A 14,335-nucleotide genomic window follows, 5' to 3' on the forward strand; every position below is an offset into this window, starting at 1 on the left:
GCACCTTAGCGAAAAGGAGGAGCACATGTCTTCATATCGCATTGGCATTGCCTTTTTTTATCATGAATCTCACAGCTTTAGTCCGTTAAAAACAGAAATAGAACAGTTTGTACAAGAAGGATATTTTGTTGGAACGGAAATATATAAAGCATATTCAGGAACCAAAACAGAAGTAGGGGGATTTTTGGATGTATTAAAGCAAGAGAAGCAAGTAGAAATCGTTCCCCTTGTTTGTGCAGCTGCAGTTCCGTCTGGGGTTGTATCTTCGGCGGCTTATTACACAATTGAAAAGCAAATGCTGCATGCGCTTACTCACGCCGGCCCGCTAGATGGCTTGTTAATCGCTTTGCACGGTGCAATGGTAGTAGAGCATCTTTTCGATCCTGAAGCTCATTTGTTAGGTCAAATAAGAAGCTGTATAGGAAATAGCGTTCCTATTGCTACTACGCTCGATATGCATGCAAATGTCAGTGAAGACATGCTTACGTACACGCCGCTTCACTTTGGTTTTAAAACATATCCTCATGTTGATATGTACGAACAAGGAGTCAACGCTGCGCGAGCGCTTTTAACACAAATAAAAGAAAGCGCTGTCTATTATGCGTCTTTAAAAAAATTGCCTATGCTGTTGCCCTCAATTAATATGCGAACAGCAGAAGGCCCTATGAAAAAAATGATTGACCTTGCTAAGCAAGCTGAGCAAGAAGAAGACGTATATAATGTTTCCGTTTTTGGAGGCTTTCCATATTCCGATATTCCAATCGCCGGAGCAAGCGTGCTCGTAGCTGCTTTGAATCCTGAAAAAGCAGAAAAAACAGCAAATAAACTAGCTTCTCAGTTTTGGAATATAAAAGAAGAATTTATAGTCGATTTGCCTACCGTTGAAGAAGGTCTGCAAACAGCGTTAAAACTATCCAACACAAAGCCGACAGTGCTCGCTGATATAGCAGATAATCCTTTAAGCTGCGGAAGCGGCGATACAACAGAACTTTTGAAATACATGCTGAAGCTAAATATGTCGGGGACACTGTTTGGAGGTCTTTATGACCCTGAATCTATTAAACAATGCGTGCAAGCAGGAGTTGGGAATTACGTCTCTCTTTCCTTAGGAGGAAAAGTTTCTCCTGAGTTTGGAAAGCCCGTTGAAGCTGAAGCAAAGGTCATTGGTTTATCAGAAGGTGAGTTTTACAATTCGGGACCGTTTAATCAGCATTTGAAAGTAAATGTAAAAGGTGCAGCTCATATTCGAGTAGGAGAATTGGATATTTTGCTGATTGGAAGGCCGGTATCAGCAAACGATCCTGAACTTTTTCGCCATATTGGCATTGAGCCAACGACGAAAAAAATCATCGGTTTAAAAGCTAAAAATCATTTCAGAGCCGCTTTTGAACCGCTTGTAGGATCTATCATCTATGTGGATGCTCCAGGCGTAGCATCAAATCGCTTAACGACCTTTAATTATCAGCACATTCCAAAGTTAATCTGGCCGCTGCAAGATGTCAAATATGAAAGTGAAAAAAGGAGGAAAGAAAAATGGATGCATTAAAAGAGCAGTACTATATCGAAGTGCCGGAATCGTTAAATCCGGAGCAGCAAAAGATGATGATTGAACTTGAAAAAGATGCGTTTCCGGGCATGGGAGCCGTTGATGAACAGACGCTTGTACCTTTAGCGCGCTACGGCAAGCTTATTCAATATTTCCAGGAAAATGACGCAAGGCCAATTGCCATTTGCGAGCTGCTTCGAGATTACAAAGATGTCACAAAAGCTTATATCTTTGGTTTCTACGTCCGATCTGATAAACAAGGAAGCGGAATTGGACAGCTGTTTTTAGAAGAAATATTTTCGATTCTAAAAAAAGATAATTTCGAAAGCGTTTGTTTGACTGTGAATGTAAAAAATGAAGGGGCTGTGAAGCTGTATAAAAAAATGGGCTTTACCATTAAAGAAACGCGAGCAGGAGAGTTTGGCGAAGGAGAAGACCGCTATTACATGGTGCGGTCAATTTCTTAGTAGAAAATCTATTCAAAAAATGAACTTTGGAGGGAATATAAAATGAAAAATACATTATATAAAGCAAGCAGACATTGGAAAGAAATCGAGCTTTGGAAAGATGTAACGGACGAGCAGTGGAACGACTGGGTATGGCAGCTGACAAACACGATTAAAACATTGGAAGATTTAAAGAAAGTGATAAATTTAACACCTCAAGAAGAAGAAGGTGTTAAAATTGCAACCAAAACGATTCCGTTAAATATCACTCCTTACTACGCATGGTTAATGGATGAGAACGATCCGAAATGTCCAATCAGAATGCAGTCCGTTCCTATTTCAGAAGAACTGCATAAAACAAGGTATGATTTAGAAGATCCGCTTCATGAAGATGAAGATTCACCGGTTCCTGGGTTAACACACCGTTATCCCGACCGCGTGCTGTTTTTAGTTACAAATCAATGCTCTATGTACTGCCGCTACTGTACCAGAAGACGTTTTTCAGGGCAAATTGGCATGGGGGTTCCAAAAAAACAGCTGGATACAGCTATTAATTACATTGCAGCCAACCCTCAAATCCGTGATGTATTAATTTCCGGAGGAGACGGCCTATTAATCAATGACAATATTTTAGAATATATTTTGAAAAATTTGCGCGATATTCCGCACGTAGAAATTATTCGTATCGGTACAAGAGCACCGGTGGTGTTCCCGCAGCGCATTACAGAAAACCTGTGCAATATCTTGAAGAAATATCATCCGGTTTGGCTAAATACGCATTTTAACACATCAATTGAAATTACAGAAGAATCAAAGCGTGCTTGTGAAATGCTTTCGAACGCAGGAGTTCCAGTTGGAAACCAAGCGGTTATTTTAGCCGGAATTAATGACAGCGTGCCAATCATGAAGCAGCTTATGCATGATTTAGTAAAAATTCGCGTGCGTCCTTATTACATTTATCAATGTGATTTATCAGAAGGAATCGGCCATTTCCGTGCGCCGATCAGTAAAGGGCTAGAAATTATGGAAGGACTTCGCGGCCATACGTCCGGCTATGCAGTTCCTACGTTTATCGTGGATGCTCCTGGAGGAGGCGGTAAAATTCCGCTGCAGCCAAACTATATTATTTCTCAAAGCTCCAATAAAGTGGTGCTTCGAAACTTTGAAGGTGTTATTACATCTTATCCGGAGCCGCAAAATTACCAAAGTGGAAGCGCAGAAGAATTTTATAAAAAAGTATATCCTGAAGTATTTGAAAAATTTGAAAGCAACGGTGTTCTTTCAATTATTGATGATACAAAGTTCAACTTAACACCGGAAGGTCTAAACCGTCTTGACCGCCGGAAAACGTATGACCAAAATCCAGAGCATAGCTCTTTGAAAGACAAGCGTGAAAAGCGCGATCAATTAAAAGAGAAAAAATTTGAAACGCAAATGAAAAAATACGAAACGGCGGGAGCGAAGGAGGAATAATATTGAAATGTCAATGGTGCGAATCCTATGAAGCGAAAGAGACGGATGCAACGGTTTATTGGGAGCTTCCTGACGGCACAAAAGCTATAGAAATTAAAGAGACGCCTTCCATTACATGTTCAGAATGCGGAATTACGTATCAAACAGATGAAACGGTTGGACACATTGAAGATCAACTGTTTTTAATCAACACTTCTGCCTTAGAAAAAAGTGTAACGTACGAACAGCTTATGAGCCTGCCTCGTCTATTAAAACGAAACTATTTTGATTTTTCAAAGTAAGCAATGAAGGGTCCATCTCCTGCTTTTTGTGGGAGATGGATATTCTTATACGCTTTACGTTAAACATGTGCGCATAGTTCATTTATAAAGGTGGGATAAGTATGGAAGCGGTCGATATAAATCGTAATGAAGAAGAAAAAAAGCAGGACGATAAGCATATAAAACGCCATTTAAAAGCACGTCATATGACCATGATTGCCATTGGAGGATCAATCGGAACGGGCTTATTTCTAGCTACCGGATCATCCATCCAAACTGCCGGACCTGGAGGAGCGCTGATTGCTTACGGGGCCATTGGAATTATGGTTTACTTTCTCATGACTAGTCTTGGAGAAATGGCCACGTTTATGCCGGTATCAGGTTCTTTTTCAACGTACGCCAGTCATTATGTAGACCCAGCTCTCGGCTTTGCGCTCGGCTGGAACTACTGGTTTAACTGGGCTGTTACGCTCGCTGTAGAAATAGCTGCTTCTGCTATTATTATGAAGTTTTGGTTCCCTGATGTGCCAAGTATTATCTGGAGCGCTTTGTTTTTAGGCTTAATTTTTTTACTTAATTTCCTATCTGTAAAAAGCTATGGAGAATCTGAATATTGGTTTGCTCTCGTAAAAGTAGTAACCATCATTGTGTTTATCGGAGTGGGCCTTCTGACGATCTTTGGCATTTTCGGCGGTGAATATATCGGCTTTAAAAACTTTACATTAGAAGAAGCGCCGGTCAACGGCGGATTTCTGTCCGTACTAAGCATTTTCTTTATCGCGGGATTTTCTTTTCAAGGTACAGAGCTAGTCGGCATTGCGGCGGGGGAAAGTGAAAACCCTCAAAAAAATATACCAAAAGCCATTCGCCAAGTCTTTTGGCGTATTCTTCTATTTTATATTGCAGCCATTGCTGTAATTGGGCTCATCATTCCTTACACAAGTCCATCTCTTCTAGGAGGAGATGTGGATAACATTGCTGTTAGTCCATTTACGCTTGTTTTTGAAAAAGCAGGAATTGCTGCAGCTGCTTCAGTGATGAATGCTGTTATTCTTACCTCGGTTTTATCAGCCGGAACTTCTGGCTTATATGCTTCTACGCGAATGTTGTGGTCCATGGCAAATGAAGGGCAAGCGCCTAAAGCGCTTCGAAAAATTAATCGTCGAGGAATTCCAGTAAACGCGCTTGTTTTAACCACTATCATTGGCGGTCTTGCCTTTTTAACATCAATTTTTGGCGATCAAATGTATATGTGGCTTTTAAACGCTTCAGGCATGAGCGGATTTATTGCCTGGATTGGTATTGCCGTCAGCCACTATCGTTTTCGAAAAGCATATGTTGCTTCAGGAAGAGAGATAGATGAACTGGCGTATAAAGCAAAATGGTTTCCTCTAGGTCCTGTTCTTGCATTTGGAATGTGCCTCATCGTTATTCTAGGACAGAATTATCAAGCGGTACTTTCTGACAAAATTGATTGGTACGGCTTGACGGTCTCATACATCGGTCTGCCTCTCTTTTTAGCGACGTGGTGGGGGTATAAAATAGCAAAGAAAACTAAGGTTGTACCTTTGCATGAGTGTATCCAAAGAGAAGATAAGAAATAAAAAAACCAAAGTGGCTAACGACAAAGAGAAAAGGTGAACCTCGGACAGTGGGGTTCATCTTTTCTCTTTATAAAAATCGATTATTTTACGCTTTGTTATATAGATATCATAGCATAAAAAGTGATTTTTTTCCAGTCTGGTTTTTATTTTATTTATTGATAAAATTCAAGAATAACGTTGGAATCTGCACAATTATGGGAGGTTAAAACCTTCGTAACTTTAATAGGAAAAGGGGTTTGTGATGAGAATTTCAGAAGGTGTTGAAATGCTACAGTTGACTGCCAGAGCTTTTGACCAAAATATAATATTAAATCCTACGTTAGTTTGGAATAACGATGAAGCTATTCTAATTGATACAGGAATGCCTGGGCAAACCGATCAACTGAGAGAGGCCTTAAGTGAATTGAATCTATCTATTGAACAGCTAAAAGTAATTCTTCTAACGCATCAAGATCTAGATCACATAGGATGTGCGACTGATATACGAAAAAAATCAAATGAAAATATTATCGTATATGCTCATGAATTTGATAAGCCGTATATTGAAGGGAAACTTCCGCTTATTAAAACGAATGCGAGTCGAATGAGTAACGAAGAACTAGCAGCTATACCTGACGACATAAAATATTTGTATAAAAACCCTCCAAAAGTTGACGTGGATAGAGTATTAAAAGGAAGTCAACTGCTTCCATACTGTGGAGGCATTGAAGTTATTTTCACTCCCGGACATACGCCTGGGCATGTTAGTTTTTATTTAAAAAAATCAAAAACGCTGGTTGCTGGAGATGCTTTAGTGTTGGCAAATGGACAACTAATGGGGCCTGTTAAACAAACGACCTTAAATATCGACCAAGCAGTTCAATCACTAGAAAACTTCTTACACTACGACATTGAGCATGTTATTTGTTATCATGGAGGCTATTTTCAAGGCTGTCCGAAAGAAGCAATTTTAAGGATAAAAGAACACATTGCACAGCTAGAAAGTTAAGGGGAAATGAACTTGTTTTTTGCTAGAAGAAGGAAGGGAAAATAGAAACCAAAGGGGATGTATAAAATGTTTACACCAACTATCAGTGTCCGAAAAATAAATGATAATCTCATTATAAAATGGCAGCTTTCACACTTTACGATTCCGTTAGAAGACATTCTTGAAGTAACGGAAGATGACACGTACGGGGGTAAAGAAGCAAACGCCATTCGAATTGGCCCTCCGTACGGAACCACTGACCGCATCTTTATAAAAACGACCAATAAAAACTATCTGTTATTTACCTCAAACGCACCGGCTATATTAAACGAAATAAATTCATAACGATCATTGCTAAATACGAGATATATAGGAGAGAAAAAATTGAAGATTAGCCGTACTTTCGATACTGGTAAAATTGCCAAGCTTAATCAGTCTGTTCATCAACTGCATGTAGAATTATACCCCGAGCGCTTTCAAACATATGATTTTCAGAAGATACATGAATTTTTTAAGAAAGTGATGAAAGACGATAGATTTATCTTTCTTTTAGGAGAAGACGAAGGTCAGCATGTGGGATTCGCTTGGCTGGAAATAAAGCAGTATTCAGAGACAGTGTTTAAAAAGACTTACAAGTCAATTTATCTTCATCAAATAAACATCGCAGAACCCTATAAAAACAGAGGGTTTGGTTCGAGTTTGATGAAAGAAATTTATAGCATTGCTCGTACAAACGACATCAATACAATTGAGTTAGATTATTGGAATGATAATACGATTGCCGAAAGCTTTTACGAAAAAGAAGGATTTGTTACGTATAGAAAAATGGCTTATAAAGAACTTTAAAGAGAGCATTTACTTGCTCTCTTTTTTATATCTAAGAAGCCATTTTCTTTGTTTTAATTACTTAATAAAATAAAGTACGCGATATGAGAACTTAACTCTTGAAAAATTTTTGTTTTACATTTATACTTACATTCTTGTTCGCGTAATGCGACAATCTATTTTATATTCAACTAGGAGGTATACAGATAGTATGGAAAATTTCATTTATCATAATCCCACAAAATTAATCTTCGGAAAAGATCAGCTTCAAGCATTATCAGAAGAACTCCCGAAATATGGAAAAAATATTTTACTTGTATACGGCGGAGGAAGCATTAAGAAAAATGGTTTATACGATCAAGTTCTTACGCTGTTAAAAGAGTTAAACGTAAATATACATGAGTTAGCGGGCGTAGAGCCAAATCCTCGACTATCTACGGTACGAAAAGGAATTGAAATTTGCCGAAATGAAAACATTGACTTCATGTTAGCAGTCGGCGGAGGAAGCGTTATTGACTGCACAAAAGCAATCGCTGCCGGAGCTGAGTATAAAGGAGACGTTTGGGATATTATTAACAAAAAAGTAACGGCTACAAAAGCACTGCCGTTTGGAACGGTATTAACATTGGCAGCAACAGGTTCTGAAATGAATCCTGATTCTGTTATTACGAATTGGGAAACAAATGAAAAATACGTTTGGGGAAGTGCCGTTACGCACCCTGTATTTTCTATACTAGATCCTGTGAACACAATGTCTGTTCCTAGAGATCAAACTATCTACGGCATGGTAGACATGATGAGCCACGTGTTCGAACAATATTTCCATAACGTGAAAAACACGCCTTTACAAGATCGTATGTGCTATTCCGTATTACAAACAGTAATTGAAACAGCGCCGAAATTAATAGAAGATCTGCAAAGCTACGAGCATCGCGAAACGATTTTATATTCCGGAACAATCGCATTAAACGGAACACTTCAAATGGGCTACTTTGGCGATTGGGCTTCACATACAATTGAACACGCGGTATCAGCGGTATATGACATTCCTCATGCAGGCGGTTTAGCAATCCTATTCCCAAATTGGATGCGACACGTTGTAGATCAAGATGTAACTCGTATGAAGCGTGTAATGACAAGCATGTTCGATATTGAAACTGCAGGTAAAAGCGACAAAGAAATCGCATTAGAAGGAATCGATAAACTAAGCGCTTTTTGGTCAAGCCTTGGTGCACCTTCTCGTTTAGCAGATTACGATATCGGAGAAGATCGACTAGACGAAATTGCTGGAATTGCTGCTCGTGAAATGGAGTACGGAGGTTTCGGTAACTTTAAAAAACTAAATAAAGATGATATTTTAGCTATTTTAAAAGCGTCACTGTAAAGTGAAAAACAAAAAGAAGGAGACATCTGTCTTCTTCTTTTTGTTTTATCTTATAAATGACTGGAAATTAAGTAGAGCAGGAAGAATGGTTTTTTCTCAAATTTCAGTTAACAACCAAAGAAAAACCTTTATAATTAAGTACAGAAAGAAAGTTTTAGAGAATTTAAGGGAGTGGGGAGATGAAAAAGTTTGCGCTAGCTTCATATGCGCTTTATTTGCTGGGCGGATTAGTCATTACAGCCGTAGGGTCCGTCTTACCGCAATTGTTAACACATTATCATGTGTCCTATACAGTTGGCGGGCAGCTTGTATTATTAGGTTCTTTAGGATTTTTGATAGGAGTTCCGCTATCTTCTTTTCTATTAGGACGCTTCAGAGAAATGAATTTACTTACAGTTTCTGCACTAATGATAGCGCTATCACAAATAGGTATGCTTTTATTGCCTCCATTTGAGTGGATTATTGCATTCAATTTCTTAAACGGTATTGGTGTAGCCGCATTGGAAGTAGTTGTAGCTACTTTAATGATGGAAGTATTTATCGGTAGAAGAGCTATTGTTATGAGTTATTTAGAAGTGTCATTTGGTCTAGGTGCGCTGTTGATGCCGTTAGTAGCTAGCTTATTGATTTCACAGAACAGCTGGAGGTTTTCATTTTTTATAACGAGTGTACTAGCTTTACTAATGGTTGTGGTCTGTAAAATGATTTCTTTTAAAAAAGAGACTGTTTTAACTTCAGAAAGTGAAGCTTCAGACGCCAACTCAGAACCTGCGCCTGTGCTTGCTAAAAATCAAAGATGGAAAATACTTACTCTTTTTAGTGTGATGATTTTTATGTATGCCGGAGTAGAAAGCAGTATGAATAATTTTCTTTCGTCTATTTTTATCGCGTATCTAGATGTAATTCCGTCACAGGCTACTTTGAGCATAAGCGTTTTTTGGGTGGCCATGCTAATAGGACGAGTGGCTACTGGATGGATTATTCGAGTTGTTACATACGAACGTTATCTTTTTGGCAGCATTGGAGGAACAATTGTGAGTTTAGTGCTGTTTATCTTGTTAAAAGAAGCAGTAGCAGGCTATATTTTATTAGGGTTTTTAGGACTTGCAATGTCAGGTATCTATTCGATAACGATGGTATATGCTAACCATACGTTTACTGGATCTGCTCGTATTGTAACAAGTTTAATTACTGGTTTTTCAGGGCTTGGAGGAGCTGTTTTCCCTGCACTTATTGGCTTTACTATGGATGTAAGCGGAATCACCTCAGCACTTTGGTACATAACAGCTTTTGCATGTTTATATCTTCTGGCGCTTTGCATCATTTTTTTCGTTCAGCGTGATGCCAAACAAAAAGCTAATAATCATTTGCAGCCTATGAAATAAATGCTACGTCAAAAAAAGAATACTAAATGAGATGGCTGAAAAAGATGTAACTTTATAAATGGTTAATATCTATTTTAATAAAAAATAAAAAAAGAAAGGTTGAATCTATGTCGACCTTTCCTTTTTTTAGAAAAATTCTCATTAAATTTTTCTAAAAATATCTTTATAATCAAATAGCAAAATTCCTGCTTTTAATTTTGCTTTAGTATTAATCCTATAAACCATTCTTTTCTTTACTTTTTACTAATATATCAAATATTCTATATATTCCTAATGTTATATAAAATTAAATTGACAAATATATGAAGTGGTCATTAGAATTTAGTCATCGAACAGTGAAGAGCTGTTTAAAAGTAGGGGGGAAGTAAATGCCGTTACAAAATAAGCATCTAGCAGTTGTGTTACAAAATACATATTTACCGTTTATTTTTGAAGAAGCAGAAGCTCTCGGAATTAAAGTGACGTTTTTTTATAACCAAGAAGAAGTAGAACCTAAGCATCTTAAAAACGTACAAAATTTCATACCCATCGATTTATTTCACACCCCAGACAAAGCTCTTGAGATTATTAAAGCAGAGCATCACAAAAATCCTTTTGACGGCATTATGACATTATACGAGCCTGCATTAGAGGTTGTATCTCAGCTGACAGAAGAATTAAACTTACCCGGTTTATCGCCATTTGTGATTAGTAACTGTCGCAACAAACAGAAGATGAGAGAGGTTTTAAAAGATAATGATCTTAACACTCCGTATTTTAAAGAGGTTGAAAACACGGAGGAATTAAAGAATCTTTCACTGCCTTATCCTGTCGTAGTAAAACCTTCTAACGGATTTTCCAGTCAAGGTGTATCACGAGCGAATAATAAAAAGGAACTGATTGACAGCATAGAAAAAGTGAGACGCGTAAATGAAGAAGACCTAAGTAAATTCACAAAAAATAAAACGGGCATGGTAATTGAACAATTTATAGACGGACCAGAGTTTGCTATTGAGACGTTTTCTGTAGAAGGAGAAGTTTATGTACTTTCTATAGGTTATAAAGGAAATTCCAAAGGACCTTTCTTTGAAGAAGGTGTTTATATAGCTCCAGCTCAGCTAGAAGAAAACGTTTGGCAATCTATTGCACAAGAAGCAGCTAGAGCAGCAAATGCTTTAGGAATTGATAATGGCCCGGCTCATATTGAATTACGCCTGGACCCAGCAGGAAAACCTTATGTAATTGAAATAGGAGCGCGCATTGGAGGATCTGGGATTTCTCATTATATTGTAAAAGAAAGTACAGGTATTAACTATATGGAGCTAGTTTTTTACTATGTATTAGGGTTAAAACCTCCTGTATTAAAAAATGAAAGAAAACGAAAGAAAGTGGTGGGCAACTACATTATCCCTGTGCAAGGCCATGGGATTTTTAAAGAAATTCGAGGCTTAGAAGACGTGCGTAGAGATACTGAAGTAAAAAGAGTTATTCAATTTATAACTAAAGGGACAGACATTTTACCATATCCGCACTTTTCAGGGTACCCTGGATTTATTTTAACCACTCATGAATCTTATTCCGACTGTGAGCAGTATTACAGCTATTTAGATAACAAAGTAAAAATCGTTTATAAAAATAAAGTAAACGCATAGGGGGTATCAAAGGCTATGATAGTTGCAGAGTCGTCTAGTAAGAAAAATAAGCAGCTTCAAAAAATTAGCATTATCCATACCTTAGGGCCTGAAGGAACAAATTGTGAAAAAGCAGGCTATCTGTGGTTCGAACGCCAAAGCATACAAGGTCAGGTCTTTTTGCATCAAACGTTGGAAGAAGCTTTAGTTCATGTGAAAGAAACAGAGAGTTCTGCTCTTCTAGGCTGCGCAGTATATCCTTACTTACATGATATTGTGTTCAAAAATTTAACTAGTTTAGAGCTAGTAGATAGCTTTATTATGCCAACGTATAACATGGTGCTTGCCTCAAAAGAAGAGGTGATAACAACCAATAACCTTTTAATTGCTTCACATCCTGCCCCTGTTGATTTAGCTCATTCCATCAGTCCCAATGTTCAGTTAGTAAATAGTAATGCTCAAGCGGCGATTGATTGTTTAGAAGGAAAGGTAGACGCATGTATTACAACGAGTAAAGCCGCTAACGAGCAGGGGTTAACAGTTGTAAAAGATTTTGGAGAAGTGCCGATGTGTTTTACGCTCCACGGAAGAAAATAGGCTTAACTTTAAAAAAGAAATAAGGTGAAACAGTGATTTCTAAATTAACCCGTATTCATGTACATCTTTTGTTCTGTCTATTAGCGGTCATCGGGGGAACGACATGGGCTTTTCAAAAGACTGGATTAAAGGATAGCTTGCCTCTATGGTCAGCAGGTATGAGGTTTTTAATTGCTAGTTTAATAATTGCCCTCTACCTCTTACTCACAAAAAAAATGGCCGTTTCAAAAGAAGTAGTAATCATTTCAGTATTAAACGGAATTTTGTACTTTGCTCTACCGTTTGGTTCTGTTTATTGGGCATCCGTCTATTTGCCAAGCGGGCTTGTTTCCGTTTTAGCTGCCAGCATTTCAGTGTTTGCTCTTTTATTTAATCGCTTATTTAAAGGAACACCAGCTACAAAAGGACAAAAGCTAGGTGTAGTCATGTGCTTAATTGGTATGAGCGTTGTATTTGGAAATCAGCTGTTTATACAGGGAAATGTGATTCAAATAGTAGCCATGATCGTCATTTTAATGGCTATGCTAGGTTCTGCTTTTATAACTGTTCAAGTTCAATCTCGCATAAAATCCTTGCCTATTATGACCTTTAATTCTTTTTCGATGCTAAGTGGAGGCGTTTGTTTACTGATTGTTAGTCTATTTGTAGAAAATGGAAACCGCACTTTCTCTGGGATTAGTCTTATCTCATTATTATACTTGGCCATTATAGGGTCGGTCGTGGGGTTTTCTATTAATATTTATTTATTAAAAAAATGGCATATATCAAAAGCAACGGCGCATTTATTTATTTCACCGGTTATCGCCTTATATGTAGGATTTGTCTTTTTAGGTGAAACATTAAACAAACAGGTCTATATAGGTACAGCGTTTGTAATAGCAGGGGTTATATTTATTAACTTGAAAAAGCAAATAGAGAAAAACACAAATAACTCTACTCTTAAATCATCTAAAAATATTTCTGCTAAGTAGCTGTTCTAAAAAAGGAGGGTTTTAATCATGTTAACAAAAAATCATACCCAAAGTTTAGTGGAGTTATTAAACGATAAAATAGTACCTGCTCTATATGAGATAAGAAAATATCAGGGCCCAAATGGAGAGGTCAAAAGAAATTACGAAAAAGCTAGAGAGCTCTTATTAAAAGTAGTTGCTGAAACTGAAACAATATATAACTCTTTAAATTTACCTGAAGTGTGGAATGCATTAAAAAATGACGTATGTGAGTGGATTGAAAGAGGACTCGATCAGTCTCCTTACTTTGATCAAACGTTAATTGCCTATAGCCCGCCTGCAAACAGGGAAGCGACGTTCTTTTTAGGACCGATTGTAACGCCTAATGGCCCTACAAAAAGAGGATTTTATTTAGAAGCCTTTATCGCTGTTCGCGATGAACCTGAAATCATGAAATCCATCGAAGCAGACCTTCCTCATCCTAAAAATGGATGTGAATCTTTAAAGCTGTTGGCTGGTACTCAAGGATTTATGGAAGGAAAGTGTATTGTGTTTTTCCCTGAGAATGTAAAAACAAAAGAAAAGGTAACAAGTCAAAACTTCGCGATATTTTTCTTTAATAAATTTCACAGCATATACAATGAGGATACATTAAAAAGAGCGTCTTCTATCTTTCCTGATTTCAACTTTAAATCTCATATTATGAATAGAGAAGACACTTATCAGGCAAGGGTAATCTGGGGATATCTGCATGATTATTACCATCACTGCGGAAATAAACCTTTTGACCAACATATACAGGCGAAAATGAATTTTTTTGCAGGCATACTAGAAGAAGTTAAAGTAGATTGCCAGACGGTGCTGACTCTTCATAAAAGAAAATATCCTTTTTGGGAAGAGATAACGGAATTTGTTCTCTTTGAACGACTTTTAAGATACCCTAGTCAGCATAATGCACCCCGAAACTTTGATTCTGGAACAGGTTTTTTTCTTTTTAGCTGGCTAGTTGCAAATGGGCGTTCAATATCCCGAAAAGGAGACCATGCTTATTTAGATTTAGACCTATGCTTAAAAGAACTGGATCTTTTGGTAAAAGAAATTGAAGAACTTGAAACGATTCAAAGGGACCTTGACTATAAAGAAGAAGCTGAACATTATGTTCGAAAATACTTATTACCTAGTGAGAACGATGATAAATTTATTATCCCGGACAATTACTTTATTAATCAGCAAAATAAAAAGATTGAAGTCCCATACTTACTATTCGATGACCATAATCTTTAAGGAG

General features: G+C 37.5%; 14 protein-coding genes. All 14 read left to right on the plus strand.

The genetic code is table 11. The features are described 5' to 3' along the window. Nucleotides 1–25: 25 nt before the first annotated feature. The 14 genes from OK414_RS12125 (at nucleotide 26) to OK414_RS12190 (ending at nucleotide 14,331) form a co-directional block, all read left to right on the plus strand. Nucleotides 26–1,546, plus strand: coding sequence for a M81 family metallopeptidase (locus OK414_RS12125; RefSeq protein ID WP_034652044.1), 1,521 nt, complete (start codon nucleotides 26–28; stop codon nucleotides 1,544–1,546). Further along, the gene (locus OK414_RS12130) at nucleotides 1,534–2,013 is read left to right on the plus strand and encodes a GNAT family N-acetyltransferase (RefSeq protein WP_075419896.1); all 480 of its coding nucleotides are present in this window, start codon (nucleotides 1,534–1,536) and stop codon (nucleotides 2,011–2,013) included. Before OK414_RS12125 ends, OK414_RS12130 begins: the two co-directional genes overlap by 13 nt. A 42-nt stretch (nucleotides 2,014–2,055) precedes the next feature. Further along, on the plus strand, nucleotides 2,056–3,465 hold the full coding sequence (gene ablA / locus OK414_RS12135) for a lysine 2,3-aminomutase (RefSeq protein WP_028408513.1): 1,410 nt from the start codon (nucleotides 2,056–2,058) through the stop codon (nucleotides 3,463–3,465). Nucleotides 3,466–3,467: 2 nt separating this feature from the next. Next, complete coding sequence (locus OK414_RS12140) at nucleotides 3,468–3,746, plus strand: YokU family protein (RefSeq protein WP_013057076.1); 279 nt, start codon at nucleotides 3,468–3,470, stop codon at nucleotides 3,744–3,746. A 101-nt stretch (nucleotides 3,747–3,847) separates the two neighbouring features. After that, on the plus strand, nucleotides 3,848–5,329 hold the full coding sequence (locus OK414_RS12145; RefSeq protein WP_013083183.1) for an amino acid permease: 1,482 nt from the start codon (nucleotides 3,848–3,850) through the stop codon (nucleotides 5,327–5,329). Nucleotides 5,330–5,570: 241 nt separating this feature from the next. After that, nucleotides 5,571–6,317 (plus strand): MBL fold metallo-hydrolase, encoded by a 747-nt coding sequence (locus tag OK414_RS12150; RefSeq protein WP_263045639.1) that lies wholly within the window; start codon nucleotides 5,571–5,573, stop codon nucleotides 6,315–6,317. 66 nt (nucleotides 6,318–6,383) lie between these two features. After that, nucleotides 6,384–6,641 carry a hypothetical protein gene (locus OK414_RS12155; protein WP_034652033.1) on the plus strand — a complete coding sequence of 86 codons (258 nt, stop codon included), beginning with the start codon at nucleotides 6,384–6,386 and terminating at the stop codon, nucleotides 6,639–6,641. Between the two features lie 39 nt (nucleotides 6,642–6,680). Beyond that, complete coding sequence (locus OK414_RS12160) at nucleotides 6,681–7,142, plus strand: GNAT family N-acetyltransferase (protein WP_034652030.1); 462 nt, start codon at nucleotides 6,681–6,683, stop codon at nucleotides 7,140–7,142. 190 nt (nucleotides 7,143–7,332) lie between these two features. Then, nucleotides 7,333–8,505 (plus strand): iron-containing alcohol dehydrogenase, encoded by a 1,173-nt coding sequence (locus OK414_RS12165; RefSeq protein ID WP_034652027.1) that lies wholly within the window; start codon nucleotides 7,333–7,335, stop codon nucleotides 8,503–8,505. A gap of 179 nt (nucleotides 8,506–8,684) precedes the next feature. After that, nucleotides 8,685–9,890, plus strand: a complete 1,206-nt coding sequence (locus OK414_RS12170) for an MFS transporter (RefSeq protein WP_034652024.1) — start codon at nucleotides 8,685–8,687, stop codon at nucleotides 9,888–9,890. Between the two features lie 368 nt (nucleotides 9,891–10,258). Beyond that, nucleotides 10,259–11,521 (plus strand): ATP-grasp domain-containing protein, encoded by a 1,263-nt coding sequence (locus OK414_RS12175; protein WP_034652022.1) that lies wholly within the window; start codon nucleotides 10,259–10,261, stop codon nucleotides 11,519–11,521. A gap of 15 nt (nucleotides 11,522–11,536) precedes the next feature. Further along, a complete protein-coding gene (locus tag OK414_RS12180) occupies nucleotides 11,537–12,097 on the plus strand; it encodes a hypothetical protein (protein ID WP_016764142.1) in 561 nt (186 codons plus the stop codon). A gap of 32 nt (nucleotides 12,098–12,129) precedes the next feature. Then, nucleotides 12,130–13,068 (plus strand): DMT family transporter, encoded by a 939-nt coding sequence (locus OK414_RS12185; protein WP_034652020.1) that lies wholly within the window; start codon nucleotides 12,130–12,132, stop codon nucleotides 13,066–13,068. A 27-nt stretch (nucleotides 13,069–13,095) separates the two neighbouring features. Next, the gene (locus tag OK414_RS12190) at nucleotides 13,096–14,331 is read left to right on the plus strand and encodes a DUF6421 family protein (RefSeq protein ID WP_263045640.1); all 1,236 of its coding nucleotides are present in this window, start codon (nucleotides 13,096–13,098) and stop codon (nucleotides 14,329–14,331) included. Nucleotides 14,332–14,335: the final 4 nt, after the last annotated feature.

The sequence above is a fragment of the Priestia sp. JV24 genome, from assembly GCF_025910025.1.
GTDB lineage: Bacteria > Bacillota > Bacilli > Bacillales > Bacillaceae_H > Priestia > Priestia megaterium.